19 protein-coding genes are annotated in these 19881 nt (G+C 29.0%); 6 read left to right on the plus strand and 13 right to left on the minus strand.

The window, feature by feature from the left end; genetic code table 11:
- The coding region (locus tag HMPREF1253_RS02555) for a hypothetical protein (RefSeq protein WP_023055207.1) at window positions 1-1213 on the minus strand (1213 nt) is incomplete at its 3' end.
- 229 nt (window positions 1214-1442) lie between these two features.
- On the opposite strand from HMPREF1253_RS02555, the gene rpsD reads away from it, so the two are divergent.
- The gene (gene rpsD, locus HMPREF1253_RS02560; RefSeq protein ID WP_023055251.1) at window positions 1443-2039 is read left to right on the plus strand and encodes a 30S ribosomal protein S4; all 597 of its coding nucleotides are present in this window, start codon (window positions 1443-1445) and stop codon (window positions 2037-2039) included.
- Between the two features lie 68 nt (window positions 2040-2107).
- Entirely contained in the window at window positions 2108-2368 is a 261-nt protein-coding gene (locus tag HMPREF1253_RS02565) for a putative signal transducing protein (protein WP_023055209.1), read from the plus strand.
- Window positions 2369-2391: 23 nt separating this feature from the next.
- Here the strand turns inward: HMPREF1253_RS02565 and HMPREF1253_RS02570 are convergent, their stop codons facing one another.
- The 8 genes from HMPREF1253_RS02570 to HMPREF1253_RS02605 form a co-directional block, all read right to left on the minus strand.
- Window positions 2392-2925 carry a DUF6648 family protein gene (locus HMPREF1253_RS02570; RefSeq protein ID WP_036739247.1) on the minus strand — a complete coding sequence of 178 codons (534 nt, stop codon included), beginning with the start codon at window positions 2923-2925 and terminating at the stop codon, window positions 2392-2394.
- Between the two features lie 112 nt (window positions 2926-3037).
- Window positions 3038-3472 carry a hypothetical protein gene (locus HMPREF1253_RS02575; protein WP_023055221.1) on the minus strand — a complete coding sequence of 145 codons (435 nt, stop codon included), beginning with the start codon at window positions 3470-3472 and terminating at the stop codon, window positions 3038-3040.
- Window positions 3465-4379 carry a TIGR01212 family radical SAM protein gene (locus HMPREF1253_RS02580; RefSeq protein WP_023055249.1) on the minus strand — a complete coding sequence of 305 codons (915 nt, stop codon included), beginning with the start codon at window positions 4377-4379 and terminating at the stop codon, window positions 3465-3467. The genes HMPREF1253_RS02575 and HMPREF1253_RS02580 overlap by 8 nt, the downstream gene beginning before the upstream one ends.
- 5 nt (window positions 4380-4384) lie before the next feature.
- Entirely contained in the window at window positions 4385-4723 is a 339-nt protein-coding gene (locus HMPREF1253_RS02585; RefSeq protein WP_023055213.1) for a DUF1292 domain-containing protein, read from the minus strand.
- Between the two features lie 9 nt (window positions 4724-4732).
- On the minus strand, window positions 4733-6184 hold the full coding sequence (locus HMPREF1253_RS02590) for an aminoacyl-histidine dipeptidase (protein ID WP_023055222.1): 1452 nt from the start codon (window positions 6182-6184) through the stop codon (window positions 4733-4735).
- Window positions 6185-6279: 95 nt separating this feature from the next.
- The gene (msrA, locus tag HMPREF1253_RS02595; protein WP_023055236.1) at window positions 6280-6756 is read right to left on the minus strand and encodes a peptide-methionine (S)-S-oxide reductase MsrA; all 477 of its coding nucleotides are present in this window, start codon (window positions 6754-6756) and stop codon (window positions 6280-6282) included.
- 9 nt (window positions 6757-6765) lie between these two features.
- Window positions 6766-8091, minus strand: coding sequence for a RelA/SpoT domain protein (locus tag HMPREF1253_RS02600; RefSeq protein WP_023055227.1), 1326 nt, complete (start codon window positions 8089-8091; stop codon window positions 6766-6768).
- A gap of 45 nt (window positions 8092-8136) precedes the next feature.
- A complete protein-coding gene (locus HMPREF1253_RS02605; RefSeq protein WP_023055193.1) occupies window positions 8137-8901 on the minus strand; it encodes a peptidylprolyl isomerase in 765 nt (254 codons plus the stop codon).
- Window positions 8902-9174: 273 nt separating this feature from the next.
- Here HMPREF1253_RS02605 and glmS point away from each other — a divergent pair, with 273 nt between their 5' ends.
- The 3 genes from glmS to HMPREF1253_RS10430 all read left to right on the plus strand — a co-directional run bounded on the left by glmS (window position 9175) and on the right by HMPREF1253_RS10430 (window position 12351).
- Window positions 9175-11001, plus strand: a complete 1827-nt coding sequence (gene glmS / locus HMPREF1253_RS02610; protein WP_023055218.1) for a glutamine--fructose-6-phosphate transaminase (isomerizing) — start codon at window positions 9175-9177, stop codon at window positions 10999-11001.
- Window positions 11002-11170: 169 nt separating this feature from the next.
- Window positions 11171-11506, plus strand: coding sequence for a membrane protein, PF01595 domain protein (locus HMPREF1253_RS10425; protein WP_023055248.1), 336 nt, complete (start codon window positions 11171-11173; stop codon window positions 11504-11506).
- 5 nt (window positions 11507-11511) lie between these two features.
- Window positions 11512-12351: a hemolysin family protein gene (locus HMPREF1253_RS10430; RefSeq protein ID WP_023055243.1), complete on the plus strand. Its 840-nt coding sequence runs from the start codon at window positions 11512-11514 to the stop codon at window positions 12349-12351.
- A gap of 40 nt (window positions 12352-12391) precedes the next feature.
- Here the strand turns inward: HMPREF1253_RS10430 and HMPREF1253_RS02620 are convergent, their stop codons facing one another.
- On the minus strand, window positions 12392-13591 hold the full coding sequence (locus HMPREF1253_RS02620) for an acetate/propionate family kinase (RefSeq protein WP_023055198.1): 1200 nt from the start codon (window positions 13589-13591) through the stop codon (window positions 12392-12394).
- A gap of 102 nt (window positions 13592-13693) precedes the next feature.
- Between HMPREF1253_RS02620 and HMPREF1253_RS02625 the strand changes: the two genes are divergently transcribed.
- Window positions 13694-14848: a nucleotidyltransferase gene (locus HMPREF1253_RS02625; RefSeq protein WP_023055192.1), complete on the plus strand. Its 1155-nt coding sequence runs from the start codon at window positions 13694-13696 to the stop codon at window positions 14846-14848.
- 105 nt (window positions 14849-14953) lie between these two features.
- Here HMPREF1253_RS02625 and HMPREF1253_RS02630 read toward each other — a convergent pair whose 3' ends face one another.
- The 3 genes from HMPREF1253_RS02630 to HMPREF1253_RS02640 are packed head-to-tail and all read right to left on the minus strand — an operon-like array spanning window position 14954 to window position 19881.
- Window positions 14954-17977, minus strand: coding sequence for a type I restriction endonuclease subunit R (locus tag HMPREF1253_RS02630; protein WP_023055242.1), 3024 nt, complete (start codon window positions 17975-17977; stop codon window positions 14954-14956).
- A gap of 12 nt (window positions 17978-17989) precedes the next feature.
- Window positions 17990-18679, minus strand: coding sequence for a restriction endonuclease subunit S (locus HMPREF1253_RS02635; protein ID WP_081696566.1), 690 nt, complete (start codon window positions 18677-18679; stop codon window positions 17990-17992).
- A complete protein-coding gene (locus HMPREF1253_RS02640) occupies window positions 18628-19881 on the minus strand; it encodes a restriction endonuclease subunit S (protein WP_238318874.1) in 1254 nt (417 codons plus the stop codon). Before HMPREF1253_RS02640 ends, HMPREF1253_RS02635 begins: the two co-directional genes overlap by 52 nt.

Here is a 19881-nt window from a genome sequence, read left to right on the forward strand (position 1 = left end):
TTTCATCTTCTGGAGTAAATATTGCAGCAAAAGATTTTTCTCCTAAACTGGCTAAAGAAATTTCTCCATCTTCCCAGGAAAAACCCTTAGGAAGTTTTACATCTGAAAGCTTATCTCCTAAATTAGCTGTAAGATTTTCAGGAATTGTGTAAGTTGGGTCTGCCTTTTCTATTTCCCATTCCAAATATCTTTCTTCTATTTTGTGGTTATCGCTCCAGGCGTATTCATCTGAAGGCTTTATCAGGGTTTTATATTTTCCTGCATTAATTTTTTCATTTTCTGTTAAGAAAACATACTTTGTATCTTCATTTATACCTTTTTGAATTTTACCGTTGTAAACAAGACCCGTATTAACTGAGGGCACATCAACTAATTTTTTAGGTTTAAATTCCTTAGTGTAAAAATATTTAGTTGAATCTTTTACAGTAATTGCACTTGTAAAACCACCATTATAGCATTCATTACCATTTAATTTTCCTTGTGTATCTTCAATTAATACATAACTATCCGATTTACATTCAACAATAAATGCTAATTTATATCTTCCCTCTTGGAAAACTTGATCTGTGCATATACCCCATTCTTTTCTATCTTCATTATATTTGTACCAGACATGTCTATCGTTAGAAACTTCCAATCCCTTTGCTCTGTCTATGTCTGATAGTATAAAATTATAATCTTTTCTTACCTTATCGCCTATGACCGGTGGGGAAAATTCTTTACAGCTTATATTTATTTTATCTATCTTTTCTCTATTGTCCTTTGCTAAAAATTCTTTTGTGACAAATTTTCCTTGGGAATAACCTTGTCCAACAATATATGATTCATAGTAACTGCATTCTTCTCCGTTCATTTTAATCTTAGTGTCTTTGGAAATATAATATTCATTTGAATTGCAATACACCATAAAGCTTATTCTATATTTTTTATCTTTAGCAAAATTTTTTATCTTAGATTTAATATCCTTCCAATTTTTATTTGTAAACTCTTGCCATGTCATAATCGCGCTTATACCATTAGCCTCAGACTCAAATTTAAAATTTCCCCTTGGAATTTCTCCATAGGCTTCTGGATTTTTAAACCAATCTGCGATAAGATTTATTTCCTTAATGGGCTTTCTTGTTTCTTCTGCAAATGTACTTACTTTTGTAAAAAAGCATAAACTTAAAATTATAAGTAAAACAGCTAAAAATCTTTTACAATTTTTTTTCATAAATGTCACTTCCTAAACACTTTATATTTATTTTATTAAAAATCTTTTATTTACATTTTATCAAAAAAAGTTTTAATATAAGTTTTTTGAATAAATTTATAAAAAATATTGTTTAGGTCCTCGAAATTTTAAAAAATTTTTAAAATTAAGTTTACAAAAATTAAGATTTTCTGTATAATATTTAAGGCTCTAATTATCGCGGCAAGATTAAATTAGGAGTGAATTTATAATGGCAAAAATGATGGGACCTAGATTTAAATTATCTAGGAGATTAGGTTTGAATGTTTGCGGTCACCCGAAAGCAGCTAAAAGAATGACTAAGGGAACTGCAAGAAGCGATAAGAAATTAACTGAATACGGAAAACAACTTTTAGAAAAACAAAGACTAAGAGCTTACTATGGGGTTCTTGAAAGACAATTTGTAAATCTTTTTAAAGAAGCAAAGAAATCTAAAGAACAAACAGGTCCGGCTTTAGTTCAATTCCTTGAAAGAAGACTTGATAATCTTACTTATAGAATGGGTTTTGCAAGTTCTATAAGACAAGCAAGACAAATGGTAACTCACGGACACATTTATGTAAATGGAAAAAAATTAAACATTCCTTCTTACAGATGTAATGCTGGTGATGTAATCGAACTTTCTCCAAGAGGAAGGAAAACCGATTTGTTTAAAGAAAACTACGAAACAAACTTTGTTACAAGTTATCCTTATATTTCTAAACAAGAAGGCTTTAAAGCAACTTTAGTATCTCTTCCAAATAGAGAAGATATACCTGTAGAAATAGAAGATCAATTAATCGTAGAATTCTATTCTAAGAATATGTAATATAGAAACTCCCTTTTCTGGTGGGGAGTTTTTTTATTTTTGTGGTATAAATTTTATGAGGTGATTTTATGAAAGATCCTAAGTTTATAAAACTTTTAACTGTTTCTGACAGGGTAAGATTTGATTTGATTAAGGGAATTTTTGAAGAAGAAAATATTCCCTATCTTGTTAAAGATGATGAAGCTGGAAGCCTTATGCGAATTATAGGTGGCTTTTCAAATTATGCTGCAAGTTTTTTTGTTCCAGATTTCCTTTATGAAAAAAGTAGAAATATAATTGCAGAAGATTTTGAAGGAATAGAATTCGATCCCTATGAAGAGGAAAAATAAAAACAAAAAAAGAGCCCTTAGGCTCAATATCTCTCATTGATATATTTATCAATGAGAGAATTTTTTTGATTTTTTTCAAATATATTTTTTTCTTTTAAGACTTTTAAAATCTTTTCATTTTTCGTATGAAAAATAGCTTCTTTTTCATCTTTTAAAACTATTTCAAAAATCTTTCCTTCCAAACCTTTAGAATCACAATTTATGTAGTAGGCACTTATATTTTTAAAATTTTTTAATTTTAAAATTTCTAAAATCATCCTATCTTTCAAATCATAATTTTTATTTGAAATGTTCATAAATCTATTATAGGCTCTTTTATTTTTCTCTTCCTTTGCCAGCATTCTATAATATTTTGCAACAATATTATAGTACTGATAATTGTACATTCCCTTTTCATAGGTATTTACAAATAAAAAGGGCTTGGGGTTTCTAAAAGAAAAAAACTCATAGCTCTTTATTAAAAATTCTTTTTTACTTATTAATTTGTCATCGTAATCTTTAATAAGTTTTGAGCGGTGCAAAAAGAACCGCTCAAAAACATTCTCTAAATTTGTCAAAATTTTTCTTTCTAAATATAGTAGGCAAATTGTAAAATTAGCGGCAATATAAGCATCACTATTAATATTATTACAATTATCCTTGTCAATAACTTATTATCTCTCATTATTTTTATTTTACTTCGTCCGATGTTATTTCAATGGAATTTTCTTTTAAATAGTCGGACATATCACTTTGTAAATAATCTACATTTATATAAATTTCTCTTGATGCCGCATCTTTTACGGATTCAAGTTTCTTATGTAGATACTCAAGGTCTGTTATACTTAAATTTAAAACCTTGTAAATTCCATCTACATAGATTTTTTGAAGGTCGTAATCCATTGCGCAAAGTCCGCAAATAAAACCGTAAAATGATTCAAGGTCATTTAAGTTATACTCAGTAGCATTTATAAGTCTTATATTATAATCAAGACTAAAAATGTGATCATCGTCAACTTCTACAAATGCAATGTTTCCATTTCCTTGTGCCATATCTTCATTAGCATTTTCTATTAGCCATCTTGTTTTACCGACACCCTTTGCGCCTAAAATAAATTTAATCATGATAATCTCCCTTTCTCAGATCTCCCTGAAAGTAATTATTTTCTTCCATCTCTTCTATTATTTCATCTCTTATTTTCCACCAAGAAGTGTTCCAGTTGCAAAATAGAGAGTTTTCTTTCGGAGCTCTTCCTATAATTCTTTCAACGACAATCTCTTTATTTAAATTTCTTAAAAATAAAATAACCCTTTTTTTATATTCCTCAAGATTTATTAATTCAATTTTTCCTTCTTGATAAAGTTTGCCTATAAGTGTATTTTTTAAAATATATAAAGCGTGAAGTTTTACTTCATCAATATTTAAAGCATTCATAAGTTTTGCAGCTTCAATTGTATCTAATTCATCATCCCAAGGCAAATTTAATATAAGATGAACTGCAATTCTAAGCCCATGTTTTTTCGTCCTTATAACTCCATCTATAAAGTCCGAAAGTCCATGACCCCTATTTATAATTTTTAAAGTATGATAGTTTGGAGTTTGCAAACCAAGCTCCAAAGTTACCATATAATTTTCATTAACCTTTTCTAAAAATTCTAAATATTTTTCTGGCAGGCAATCAGGCCTTGTGGAAATATTAATTCCTACAATATCTTCCGACAAACATTCTTCTATGGATTTTTTAAATTTTTCAAAATCCATATAAGTATTGGTAAAGTTTTGAAAATATGCTATGAATTTTTTGGCCTTATACTTTTTTTCAATCAGTGCCTTATTTTTTTCAATCTGATCTTTTATTGATCCGCACCTATTTTCAAAACTTCCACCCTCTTCTCCACAAAATATACAACCACCCTTTCCCAAAGTTCCATCTCTATTAGGACAAGTTAGGCCTTCTATTTTTATGGGAAGTTTATATACTTTTTCATTAAATTTTTCTTGAAGAAATTTTGAGTATTCCCTATATACCAAAGAAATTATTCTTCCTCATCTTCCTCTTCGAAATAAGATTCCAACTCTTCTACAACCTTATCATATAAATCTTCATCTTCAATTACATTTAGCTCAACTTCTTCATCGTTGATTTCATTGTATTCGTAGATTAAAATTTCTTCCTCTTCTCCTTCAACAGGGCAAAGAGCTATATAAGATTTACCTTCAAAATCAAAGATACCCAAAACTTCACATTGAAGCTCAGTTCCATCATCAAGGGTAATATCCATATAATCTACCATTTCTTCTTCATGTTCATCATGTTCATCGTGGCATCCGCAACCACATCCGCAATCTCCTTCGTGTAATAAAAATTTTTTCATATTTACCTCCTATTTTGTATTTTTTAAAATTTCTTTTATTAATTCATAAGTTCTTTCTGTAGACGAAATGCTTAAATTTTCACCAGGAGCATGTACTCCATGCATTTCTGGACCTATAGATGCCATTTCAATGTTCCCTATAGACTTTTTAAATATTCCGCATTCAAGTCCACCATGAGTGGCAAAAATCTCCATAGGCTTATTATAAAGATTTTTATAACTTTTTTGTATCAAATCAATCAAAGCTGACTTATCTTCAAAGGGCCATTCAGGATAGACTGAAAGAATCTCTAAATCTCCACCAAAAAATTTTGATAAAATTTTAATTTTTTGAGATAAAAATTCTTTAAGAGTTCCCTTATTGCTCCTTAAAGCTGAAATTATATTGATATAAGTTCCGTCATCTTCTAAAACGCCAATGTTTGATGAAGATTCAACTAAACCATCCAAATCACTGCTCATAGTCAAAACTCCATTTGGCATTACATTTAAAAGACCTATAATTCTTTTTTTAAGGTCTTCTTTTAAACATTTTTCTTCTTCAAAAGATTTTTCAAAATTTAGCCTTATATCAGGATCGATTTTACCCAATTCTTTTACATATTCGCTGTTTAATTTTATTGTTAAAAGTTGTGCGTTTTTTAAATCTTCTTCTTTAATTGCTATTTTAGCCTTTGAATATCTTGGAATTGCATTGGGCTTTCCACCACCGCTAAGGCTTATAAGCTTTATATTAAATTCTTCATCGAATCTATATAGGGCTCTTGCAAGTCTTACAATAGCATTTCCGTGATATTTGTGAATTTCTCCTCCGCTGTGGCCACCTTTAAGACCTGAAATGGAAAGTTCGTAAAAAATATATCCTTTTTCTAAATCTTCATATTCTTTTTTGAACCTAACTTCATTTCTTTGACCTCCTGCACAGGATACAGTCAATATTCCTTCTTCTTCAGAATCTAGATTTAAAAGCCTTTTTGAAGAAAGTCTTTTCCCATCTAAATTCAAAGCTCCAGTCATTCCAGTTTCTTCATTTGCAGTAAAAAGACATTCCAGCTTCGGTGCCTTTAAATTTTCATCTTCAAGAAGTGCAAGAATCATTGCAACTGCTATTCCGTTATCAGCTCCTAAAGTAGTTTCCCTTGCAATTATCTTGTCTTCAAAAACCTCAAAATTAATTGGATCTTTTGAAAAATCATGGTCCGATTCAGGTTTTTTCTCACAAACCATATCAATGTGACCTTGTAAAATAATAGGTTCCACATTTACATAATCTTTGTGAGCTTCCTTATAAACAATTATATTATTAAAACTGTCTCTGTAATATTGAAGTTTTTTTGATTTTGCAAAAGCTTCAATATAATCTGCAATTTTTTCTTCATGAAATGAAGGTCTTGGAATTTTCGTTATCTCTTCAAAATAATAAAAAACTCTATCGGGTTGATAGTTTTTTAATTTTCTCAATTTTTTCCCCCTCAAATTAATTATAACCTAAACAAAACAATACTTCATCAATTTATTTTTCTAAAAAAAATAAAACTGCAGCTTTAACTGCAGCTTTAAAAATTTAAATTTATATGGCAATAACCTCCGGGATTTTTATCTAAATAGTCCTGATGGTATTCTTCAGCCAAATAAAAATTGTCAAGTTTTTTTACTTCCGTTACAATTTCTCTTTTGTAATTATTTCTTATACTTTCTATAAAATCATCAATGATTTTTTTATCTCTTTCATCTGTAAAATAAACTCCGGTTCTATATTGATGCCCTATATCAGGACCTTGTCTATTTAATAAAGTAGGATCTATTACTTTAAATAATTTTTCTAAAAGTCCTAAAAGGGAAATTTTTTTCTCATCATAAATAATTTTCACTGTTTCTGCAGCAAGGGTCCTGCCACTACAAACTTCTTCATAAGTTGGATTTTCAGAAACTGAATTTGCATATCCTACATCTGTATCAACTATTCCCTCAAACTTTTTAAAATATGCTTCAACTCCCCAGAAACATCCTCCTGCAAAATATATTTCTTTCATTTTTACCTCTTAATCTTTATCAAATATAAATTTTAAATCATCTTTAGAATTCTTATCTATAAATTGAATTATTTCAGGAATTTTTTGCTCAATTTTTTTAGGCGCTTTTCTCATAATAAAATCAAAAGTTGATTCTTTCTTAAATCCAAGAGCAGTTATTTTTAAAAGTTCATCTTCTATTTCCTTTTGAGCCTTATAAGTTAATTTTGTATCGGCGAAGCCATCAAGGAAAATTAGAGAATATTTATATCTTAAAAAATATAAAAATTCTTCAAAAGACTCTGCCCTGGAACCTCCTTCAATTATAAAAATTATTTTAAAGAAAAGATTCCATTCAAAATCTTCGTTAATAACATTTACAAGGGATGCACCTATAGAGCGAGTAAAATCATCAAAATATGATGGGGTTCTGTCAAAAACCAAATAGTGTTCAAGATCCAATTCCATATCGCTTATAGCCGTTATCCTGTTTAAAAGTTTAATGAATTGATCTCCATAAGAAAGCTCTTTTTGTTTTACACATTTCATAAAAAGATAATCAACTATTACATCAGTTGTATCTTTAAAATTTAAAATAATCCCCAGTTCTTCCCTAACCTTATTAATAAAGACATCATGAATTATTTTTGAAAGAAGAATTTTTAACTGATCCGTATTATCCTGATAGCTTTTATTTTCCATGCTTTCTACATGGTTATAAAGAAGCCTTAATTGAGTGTCTATCATAATAAGGTTTGTTCTTATAGAACCTAAAATATCCCTGAAAAAATTTTCAGTAATCATATAATTATAGTTTTTATAAAGAACCTTATGATCAATTTCTCCCCAAAATACATTTACAATGGATTTTACCTGTAGTTCAAAATGTATTTTTCTCCCATCATCAAAATATTCTCCGTCAATTTTATAAATTTCAAAACCGTTTTTTTGAATTTGAGGTTGAGGCTCAGAAAGCTTTAAACGAATTTTTTTGTAAGATTTTGTCGTGTAATAATCATCATCGACTTTAATGTTAAATATCTTTTTTATTTTTTTGAAAATTTTTTCTTCATCTTCAATAAATCTGCACTCACACCTTAAACCTACTAAATCCTGAAGGGTGAAAATTGTATCTTCTTCCGAAAGTCCAGAAACATAATAATTATTTCTTACAATTTTTTCTTTTACACTTTCTCTGCTTTTAACTCTATATGTAATATTTACAAAGGATTCATCAGATTTACACATAGCTCTAAAAGCTTTAGATAGTTCATGGGCAACTTTTTCAAAAAGTTCTCTATTTTCATCTAAATATTTTAAAGCCCCATCAATAAAATTAAATAAACCAAGTCTCATTTAAAACCTCCCTTATATAGATACCCATTTCAGAAAAAAAGACGCTTATGCGTCTTCTTCTACTGAATGTTTTTCAACCTTATATTTTTCTGAAAGTTTGCCCATAGTATCCATATAAAGTTTTTGTTCTTTTTGTTTTCTGATTTTATTTTCAATTTGACCTTTTACTTGATCAAAAGTCAATTTTTTTTCTTCATTTTTTTCATTAACTTTAATAATGTGATAGCCGAATTGTGTTTTTACAGGTTCAGAAACTTTTCCAACTTCCATTTGGAAAACAGCTTTGTCAAATTCAGGTACCATTTGTCCTGGATAAAAAGTTCCTAAATCTCCACCCTTTTGTGCAGATGGACAAGTTGAATGTTCCTTGGCAAGATCTGCAAAATTTTCTCCCTTATCTATTTTATTTTTTATTTCTTGAGCTTTTTCTAAGTTATCAACTAAAATATGAGAAGCGTGAACAGACTTTGGTGATAAAAATTCATCTTTATGTTTTTCAAAATAGTCTTTTATTTCTCCTTCAGTAACTTTAATATCTCCGAAAAGTTTTCCAAGAGAATATGTTTTTAACAAAGACTCTTCAGTTTTTCTTATAACTTTTTGAAATTCTTCATCCTTGTCCCAGCCTTTTTCCTTTGCATTTAGATATAACATTTCTTGATAAATTAATTCATCTAAAACTTGGTCCAGTAATTTATTTTTAATAAAATATTGACCTGTACTGGGATCCAATTGACTCATAAAAATATTAAAGTCTTCTCCTGTTATTGTTCTATCTCCAACTCTTGCTAAAATTTTTTCTTTTTCCATTTTTTCCTCCATTTGTTAATTTAATAATAACACACATAGAAAATACAGACAATTTAATACCTTTAAACTTTACTATTCAAAAGCTCTGTGTTAATATTCACTTTGAGATAAAAAAATATTAAGCGCCAGACCTTATTGGTTAACGAGGAACGAAGTTATCGAAATTTCGGCGGATGCTTCGTAGGTACCACAGCCTAAACATCAAACAAATATGTAAGCAATTACAAAACAAAGTTGATGGAGTGGATCTCTAAATTATTTTTGGAGGTAAATATGTGCGGTATAGTATGCTATAACGGAGAAAAAGAGGCTTTAAATATAGTTCTTGAAGGCCTTGAAAAATTAGAGTATAGAGGTTATGACTCTTCAGGAGTTTCTATATTAAAAGATGGAATTAAAACTATTAAAAAAGCAGGTAAAATTCAAACTCTACTAAAAGAAATTGAAAAATCTTCTTTTGATTTAAATTCAAAAATTTGTATAGGACACACAAGGTGGGCAACTCACGGCGTTCCCACAGATATAAATGCTCATCCCCACAATTCTATGGATAATTCTATAAGTATTGTTCATAATGGGATAATTGAAAATTATCTAAGTATTAAAGAGGATCTTATTAAAAAAGGTGTTGAATTTAAATCTGATACTGACAGTGAAGTAATAGCTCAAGCCCTTGGAAAATATTATGAAAAAGATTTGTTGACAAGTGTTTTTAAAGTTAGAGAAATTCTTGAAGGAGCTTATGCTTTAGGAATAATTTCTTCTAAAGACCCAGGAGTTTTAATAGGTTTAAGAAATGATGCTCCTTTAATTGCTGGAATATGTGACGATGGAGTTATCCTTGCTAGCGATATTACAAGTATAATAGAACTTACTAAAAAAGTTATATATCTTGAAAACGGGGATCTTATTTATATTAAAGATGGAAAGTATAAAATTTATGATAAAAATAAAAATATAGTTCAAAGAGAAATTAAAGAAATAAATTGGACTTTTGAAGCTGCAAGCAAAGAAGGCTATGAACATTTTATGATTAAAGAAATTCACGAACAACCGCAAATGATTAAAGATGCTGTAAGTTTAAGAATTTCCAACGGATTTATAAAACTTTCAAATTCCTTTACAAAAGAAGAAATAGAAAATTTCTCCAATATTTATATTGTAGCTTGTGGAACTGCTTTTCATGCAGGAGAAGTTGGAAAATATCTTTTAGAAAAATATTTAAAACGCCCTGTCTTTGCTGAAATTGCATCAGAATTCAGATACAATGATCCCTTTATAGATGAAAATTCTCTTTTAATTGTTGTTTCTCAATCAGGAGAAACTGCTGACACTCTTGCAGCTATTAAAGAAACAAAAAGAAAGGGTGGAAAAGTCCTTGCCATTACAAATGTGGTAGGTTCTTCCATAGATAGAGAAGCAGATAAAGTTATGTATTGTTATGCAGGACCTGAAATAAGTGTGGCTTCAACAAAGGCCTACACTGCGCAAGTTATTGCTTTGTGTTTCTTAACTTTAGACTTTGCTTATAAGACAGGAAAAATTTCTCAAGAAGAATTAAAAGAATTTTTAGATGAAATGCAAAATCTTCCAAAATATATTGATGAAATTTTAGATAGAGAAGATGTTTTTAAATCTATAGCGGAAGAAATAAAGGATTCTTTCTCCTCATTTTATATAGGCAGAGGTCTCGATTATTTAAGTGCAAAAGAAGGTGCTTTAAAATTAAAAGAAGTAACTTATATTCACGTTGAATCTTTTGCTGCAGGAGAATTAAAACACGGATCTTTAGCTTTAATTGAAAATGGAACTCCGGCTTTTGCCGTAGCAACTCAAAAAAGACTTCTTGAAAAAACTCAATCAAATATAAAAGAAATAACTGCTCGTGGAGGACATGTATATGGAATAGGAATTCACGATGAAAATGAACTTTTAGACAAAGCTTGCAAAAATGTATTTTATCTTCCTGAAACTAAAGAAGATTTAATGCCTATCTTAAGTGTAATACCTATGCAACTTCTTGCTTATTATACTAGCCTTGCAAAAGGAATTGATGTTGATAAGCCGAGAAATCTTGCAAAATCAGTAACCGTTGAATAAAATTTAAGGCGACTTAAGGTCGCCTTTTTATTTTACAAATTCCTATTAATAGACTTTTTTTTAAGCAAATAATATAATAAGTAAAAAGGAGATTTGAAATTTTTAATGATTTATTTTTATATACTTTCTTGGTTTATATTTTTGGTGCTTTCTTATAAATTCACCATAATTGAAAATTCTTTTTTACATCTTTCCCCCACAAAAAAAGAAAAAACTTATTGATGATGGAATTGATGTTAAATACATTGAAAAATTAAGCAAGGATGGAAAAATATATTCCACAACTTTAATAGGAGATTATTTTTCAAACGGTTTAAGTATAATTTTTCTTTCAATGACATTTTATAAAGCTTTTGGTAATAGATTTTTATATTTAGGTTGTATTCTGGGAATATTTTTTATTATATTGTTTGGTGAATCTCTTCCAAAACATATTGCTAAAAAAAATTATGAAAGTGTTATTGAAAAAAATAAAAACTTTACCATATTTATTTTTATTTTTTAAAACCTTTGGTATTTTTTATAAGGCTTCTTTTAAGCGGAATTTTTAAAATTTTTAAAATAAATTGGTCCTACAAAGAACCACTAATGACTGAAGATGATTTAAAAGATGCCGTAAGTATTTCTTTAAAAGAAGGAATTATTGATAAAAGTGAAGTTGGAATTATTGAAAATGTAATGGGCTTTAGAGATTCTTTTGCAAAGGATATAATGACTCCACGAACTGATATTGTTGCTCTTGATGTAAATTCAACTTATGAAGAAATCGCAAAGACAATAAAAGAAGAAAATTTTTCAAGAATGCCAGTTTATGAAGATGATTTAGATAACATTTTAGGAATTCTCTATGTAAAAGATCTTTTCTCAAAAACTTTTACCGGATCTCTTAAAGATAACTTAGACCTCTTAAAGCAACCCTACTATACTTTTGAATATAAGCCCATAGCAAATCTTTTTAATGAAATGAGACACAAAAAAATTTCCATTGCCATCGTCTCTGATGAATATGGAGGAACAGAAGGCATGATAAGCACCGAAGACTTAATTGAAAAAATTGTCGGAGAAATAAATGATGAATATGATGAAGAAGAAGATATGGACTTTATAAAACTTGCTCCCAATAAATATTTAGTTGACGGTTCCATGAACGTTGAAGATTTAGGTCATCTTTTAAATAAGGACTTTGAAACTGAAGAATTTGATTCTGTTGCCGGTTATATTATTGAAAATATAGACAGGTTCCCTAAAAAAGGCGAAGATATTATTTTAAACAATATAAAATTTCATATTGCAGAAGCTTCTAAAAACAGAATTGATAAAATTATAGTAGATATAAATAAAAACAATTAAAAAAGACCGAGTCAAAAATGACTTGGCTTTTTTATATAGATTACATTTCTTCAACAATTCTCTTTGTATCTCTTGCAATCATAAGTTCTTCATTTGTAGGAATTACCATGACTTTTATTGAAGAGTCATTTGAAGATATTATAGCTTCTCTTCCTCTTGTCTTGTTTCTCCATCTGTCAAGTTTTACTCCAAATTGACTTAGAGCATTAATTATTGCAGCTCTGTTGTCCGGTGAATTTTCTCCTACTCCTGCAGTAAAGATTATTGCGTCACAATAATCAAGTTCAGTTAAATAAGATCCTATAGTTTTAGTAACTTGAGCTTCAAAAGCATCAAGAGCAAGAGCAGCTCTTTCATTTCCCTTTGCCGCTGCATCTTCAAGATCTCTAAAATCTGATGAAATACCTGAAAGTCCTAAAACACCGCTCTTTTTATTTAAAATTTCGTTAATTTCAGCAGGACTCAAATTTTCTTTTTCCATGATAAAAGTAACAATTGCCGGGTCAATATCTCCTGAACGAGTTCCCATTATAAGTCCTTGTAAAGGAGTAAATCCCATTGAAGTATCCCAGCTCTTTCCATGTCTTATACAAGAAATTGAAGATCCGTTTCCAAGATGGCAAGTAATTAAATTTATATATTCTTTATCTTTTCCTAAAAGTTGTGCAGCTCTTTCAGTTACATATTTATGACTTGTTCCGTGAAAACCATATTTTCTTATTTTATATTTTTCATAATATTCATAAGGAATTGCATACATATAATTTCCAGCTGGCATAGTGTGATGAAAAGCTGTATCGAAAACTGCAACTTGAGGAGTATTTGGCATTAACTCTTCACAAGCATTTATTCCTATAATGTTTGGAGGATTGTGTAAAGGAGCAAGCTCTACATTTTTTTCAATAGCTTTTTTTACTTCTTCAGTAATTAAAACAGAATCTGAAAATTCTTCTCCTCCATGTACAACTCTATGGCCTACAGCACCTATTTCATTTACACTTTTAATAGCTCCTATTTTTTCATCAAGAAGACACTTAATTACAAGACTTATCGCATCTTTGTGATCAGCTAAAGGAGTTTCAATAACTTCTTTTTCTTTTTCTTTGGTCTCATGTTTAATTCTTGAACCGCTTATTCCGATTCTCTCAACAAGACCTTTTGCTAAAGCACATTCTTCTTCAGTATCAATTAATTGATACTTTAAAGAAGAGCTTCCGCAATTAATGACTAATATATTCATTAATACCTCCTAAAATATTTTACTTTTAGATTCCTTAGTAATTATACCATAAAATGATGGAAAAATTTTAAATGAAAATTGTATAATAAATATGGTGATAAAATGAAAATAGGTTTAGTTGCAGAATATAACCCTTTACATAAGGGTCATTTATATCAAATAAATAAAATTAAAGAAATGTATCCCGATGGAAAAATTATTGTATGCATGTCTTCAAACTTTGTGCAAAGAGGAGAACCTGCAATAATAAATAAATTCCAAAGAGCAAAACTTGCCATAGATTTAGGCGTAGACTTAGTTTTTGAACTTCCCGTTTATTTTTCAACACAAAATGCTGAAATTTTCGCAAAAGCTTCAATAAATATTTTGAATAAATTGAAAGTTGAAAAAATTATTTTCGGTTCTGAAGATAAAATTGAAATTTTAAAAAATATTTTGGAAAAAATAGAAAATAATAAAGATATTTATAGGGAAAATTTAAAAGAAAATTTAAAAAAAGGCTATTCCTATCAAAAATCTTCCCTTATTGCCATGGATTTTTTAAATAAAATAGAAAAAGATGCCCTAAAAAAAGCCAATAATATTTTGGGCCTTGAATATTTAAAAGCTATAAAAAAAATAAACCCTGAAATTTCAGCCCAAACCATAAAAAGAGTGGGAGTAGACCACAATAGCCAAGATTCCACCTTAGAATTTGCATCTGCAAGTCTAATAAGAAAAAAAATTTTTCAAAATAAATCCGTAAAAAATTTTTTACCCCTGGAAACTTATGAAAGCATAAAAAAACAAAAACTCAACAATTTGGAAAACTATTACCATATTTTTAAACATCAAATCCTCTTAGATTCAAGCTTAAAAGACTATATGGACTATGAAATAGGTATGGAAAACCTGTTTTTAAAAAATTTAGATGCCAAAAATTTTTCTGAATTTATTAATTCCTGCACAAATAAAAGATATTCATCCTCAAGAATAAGACGCCTAATACTTTCAAAAATATTAGACTTAAAAAAGGAAGACATAAAAAATTATTTATATCTGCCCTACCTAAGACTTTTAGCCGGAAACTCAAAAGGATTTGAAATTTTAAAAGACCTTGAATACCCAATAATTACAAACAAAAAAAATTTAAAAGACCTTAGCCCGGAAATAAAAGCAATATATGAAAAAGAAGTCTTTGCAACAAATGTATACAACACATTTTCCACAGGTAAATTAAACGAAGACTATACAAGAAAAATATTTATAAAAAAATAAAACTAAAAAAGCAGCTATTAAAAAAGATTTAATAACTGCTTTTTTTCAATCCCAAAAATCTATCTAAAAAGTTTTTTAAATAGATTTATAAGTTCCAATTAAATTTTATATTCCAACAAAAACATCTACAATTTTTCTTATTTTTTCCAATACAGATTCTTTTTTCTTTTCTCTTGCTCCTTGCCTACGGGAAACAGGGGGCATTATACTGTCCAGCTCATCTCCTGCATATTCAACATAGCCCTTGCTGATAGCCTTTTCTATAAACCTTTTTGAATATTCTTTAAGATTTTCCTCTTCAATCAAAGATAGAATTTTCTTTTGCTTTTCTTTCTTTGCAAAACTATAAAATGACTCAAGAATATCATCAGTATTTTTTAATTCAGATAATCGTGTACTATTTATAAAGTCCATAATCAATCCCTCTTTAGCTCTGGTGCCAAGACTTGATCTAATCACCCTTCTGACTTCAGCCTTTAAGCTTTCCACATCATCATGCTCTTTTGACTTTTCCAAAATTAAAGCCAAAATATAGTCTAAATTTATTTCATCTGTTTTAAGTAAATCTATTTGGAACTCAAGGTCGGAAAAATCAATTTGTCCATTATCTGATTCGCCATTTCTCCTATGGTTTAAAATACTTTCTCTAATATCTACATAGACGCTCTTCATGTCCTGCATTTGTCTATCTGAAATAATTTTCTCAAATTTTTCAAACTCATCGAAGTTTCTAAGTATATTCTCCGCTTTAAGAAGTTCCCCAAAAAGTTCTACAAAATCTTTTTTATCAGCTTCTAAAATAATTCCTGTAGGCTCCGGAAATTTAGAAACTATCTCATTACATATTTCTACATAACCCTTTTGAATCTTACCTGTTTCTTCATCCTTAAAACCATTAATATACTCTTCATAAGACTTTTCCAAAATAATATTAACACTATTTTCATCGCCAAAAGTTTTTATCGCATCCCTTGTAGCTTGTTCCAAATCCCTAAAACAAACAATATTTCCAAAAGTTTTCACCTTATTCAAAATTCTATTCGTCCTTGAAAAAGCCTGAATAAGTCCATGATATCTAAGATTTTTATCAACAAATAGTGTATTTAATGTAGGTGCATCAAATCCCGTTAAAAACATGCCTACCACAATAAGTAAATCAATTTGTTTTTCCTTCACCTTAAGAGATAAATCCTTGTAATAATTTTGAAATTCATTTCCATTAGTGGAAAAATTTGTCTTAAAATATTTATTATAATCATCTATAACCTTATCCAAAAACTCTTTTGCAGATGAATCCATAGCAGAAACATTAAAATCTTCTTCAGAAATTTCTCCAATAGACCTTTGTTCTTCATTGGCTGCAAAACTATAAATTGTAGCTATTTTAAGTCTTTTATCTTCAGGCAAATCGCTTTGCTGCTTTTCAAACTCTTCATAATATAATTTTGCAGCATCAACACTTTGAACAGCGAACATAGCATTAAATCCATTGAGCCTTCTATGTTTCAAATCATAAAAATCATTTCTATGGGTCTTTGTATCAAAAACCCTAAGAATGTGCTTAGTAATTTCAGAAATTCTCTGTGGATGAAGGAGCATTTTATTTTCTAATTTTTCTAACTTACAATCATCTTTCTCTTTTTCAGCACTTTTAAATTTAGGAGTTATATTATTGTAATCAACCTTAAACTTCAAAACCTTGCCATCTCTAATAGCATCAGTAATAACATATGAGTGAAGTTGTGCCCCGAATATTCCCGCTGTCGTATCTCCGCCAAGGGAATTTTCTGGAAAAATCGGAGTACCAGTAAATCCGAATTGGTAATACTTTTTAAAAGCCTTTCTTATATTCTTTTGTGCATCTCCAAATTGAGAACGATGACACTCATCATAAATAAGAACACATTGCTTATCATAAATTTCATGGTTAGGATTTTTCTTCACAAACTCATTTAATTTTTGAATAGTTGTTACCACAATCCTATTATCATCTTTTTCAATGCATCTTTTAAGCTCCTTGGTATCCTTACTTCCATTTACACTATCCGGCTGAAATCTTTGATACTCTTTCATAGTTTGATAATCCAAATCTTTTCTATCAACAACAAAAAATACCTTATCAATAAAATCAAAACTTGTAGCAAGCCTTGCAGTCTTAAAAGAAGTTAAAGTCTTACCGGAACCTGTAGTGTGCCAAATAAAACCTCCAGCCTCCGTTTTCCCGAATTTTTTTGTTTCATAACTTGATTTTATCTTCCATAAAATTCTTTCAGTTGCAGCAATTTGATAAGGACGCATTATAAGAAGAGTATCGCTCACATCAAAAACACAATATTTAGTAAGTAACTGTAGAATAACACGCTTTTCAAAAAAAGTTTTTGTAAAATCTTCTAAATCACAAATTACTTTATTTTTAGCATCAGCCCACTCGCAAGTAAACTCATAATTGTTTTTATTCTTTGCAGTCGTGTTAGCAAAATACCTGGTGTAAGTACCATTAGAAATAACAAAAATTTGAACATACTTATACAAAGATCCGTCACTATTGAAACTCTCTTTAACATATCTGTGAATCTGGTCATATGCCTCATGTAAATTCACGCCTCTTTTTTTAAGCTCAATATGTACAAGAGGAAGACCATTTACAAGAACTGTTACATCATATCTGTTGTCATGAGTTCCCTTTTGAGCAAATTGATGAATAACCTGCAAAAAATTGTTATAAATATTTTTCTTATCAATAATCTTAATATTTTTTAAATGACCATCATCAAAAATAAAATCATAAATATTATTTTCTTGAATCTTCCTAGTCTTTTCAATCATTCCATCATTAGGAGCATCTAAATATTCAAGTAAAAATCTTCTCCACTCCTCACCTGTAAAAGAAACATTATTCAACCTTTCAATTTGATTCTTTAAATTTCTATACAAATCATCCTTGGAACTTATATTTATAAATTCATAACCTTGAGACCTTAAATTATCAATTAACTTTCTTTCAAGTTCACTTTCACTTTGATAGGAAGATTCTCTAAAACTTGTATCCTTTTTAAAATTCGCTAAAATTATTCCATTTGTCATTTCAGCAATAGTTGACCTGCCATAATTTGTGGTTTTTTCGGACATAATATCTCCTTTCTATTTTGGAAAATTTAAAAGCCTTTCTCTATAATACTCATACTGTTTTTGTCTTAACTGAATCTCTTTAGGTAAACCCTCATTAATGTCATTTACCAACTTATCGAACTTATCAAGGATAGAAACCACTTGTTCTTGAATAGTAATAGGAGGAATAACAATTGGGTATCTCTTTAAAATTTCTTTATTAAGACCTCCTCGACTTCCATCTCCTGATGATACTTCACGTAATTTAATATATTGGTTATCTAAATAGTAATATAAATAATCATTATTTATATTATCTTTTGGAACTAATGTTGCTAACGATTGATTTGTAGAAAGATTTATTTTTATTCTTGCAACCAAACCTCTAGTTTTTCCTTGACCTGCTAAAGCTATTACCGTTGAATTTGCAGGAACCATAGTTGCACTAGAGTTATCATAACCAGCTTGTGTTATAAAATTATCTGTATTATAAATTATTTTTTTATTTACTTCTCCACTACTCATCCATGGAATATTTCCATTGTTCCAATATTCATGTTTTATTTTACTAGGAGTACCTCCAAGAACAATCTCCGAAACTGAGCCAAGATTTTCCCACTTAATATTAAATAATTTAACTCCAACAATCTCTCCAGCTTCTTTAAGAAATTTTAAATACGAGTTAGAGAGATATGCTCTCTCTCTCTCTCTCTCTCTACATATTCTTCGTCAAATGTCAAGAGTTTTTCACGATAATATTCATATTGTTTTTGTCTTTTTTCAATTTCCTCTGGCAACAAACCCTGAGTATCAGAAAGCAGGTCTTGAAACTTATCCAAAACCTCAACTATCACTTTTTGTAATTCAACACTTGGAATTAAAATCTCTAATCTTTCTATTTCTTCTCTTGATAATCTTGGTACACTTGCTTTTCTGACTTTAGTTTTTATTAATTTTTGCTTACTCAATAAAAAATAATAAATATATTTGTTTAAAATTGAATCACTATCTATTACAAAAACATCATCAGCTGCCCAAAAGTCATTTTCTCTATAAAAAATTTCCCCAGCTGCGCCAGCTGATATTACACAAGTTTTATTACCAGAAAAATTTTTATCATAATAATATCCTAATGGTTTTAAACTATTTTGGAAAACTGGAAATTTGCCTTTCTCTTCAAGATCACTACGAACAAGTCTTTTTCCTCTTGTAATTTTTGCAACATTTTTTAGTTTGCATTTTTTAATAGAATTATTGCATTTAAGAAAAAGTTCCATCGATTTGTTATTTAAATATTTTTCACTTAAAAGCATATCCCTATAGTATTCATACTGCTTATTTCTTGCCTGTAATTCTGCCTGTAATTCTGCCTGTAATTCAGTAACATAATTTGTAAATTTATCAAGTATTTTTACAATTTTCCCTTGAGTTTCTAAAGATGGGATTGGAATTTCAGTTTCTTTCATTAAATCTTTTGATACATTAAATCTCGTTACTCCAGATGCCGTTTTCACAATTTTCTTCCTAATAGCACTTGACCTAAATAAATGTTTTGAAAAATTAGGTAAAAGTATATCTTTATTATTTAATCTAAGAAAAAAACAAAAACTGTTTAAATAAACATTTTCTGTCAATTCATCAGTTATTACTGAAGACATTCCACATTCTTCAGGTGTCTCTGATGAACCAGTAAATATAATATCTCCATACATTAGCTTTCTTTGATTTTCGTTTTTATTAATTTTGACCTTTTCATCAGAATATAATATAGTAGCTGGGTTTGAATACACATTTTTATATGTTATAAATTTCGCATTTCCATTTATAAAATCTGATTTAGATTTTGCTGTTATACCACCATAAAATGTTCCAATATCCCCTAACTTCTTCCATTCCACCTTTTCATTTCTTAAAAGTTCATCCAT

The sequence above is a fragment of the Peptoniphilus sp. BV3C26 genome, from assembly GCF_000478985.1.
Taxonomy (GTDB): Bacteria; Bacillota; Clostridia; order Tissierellales; family Peptoniphilaceae; genus Peptoniphilus_B; species Peptoniphilus_B koenoeneniae.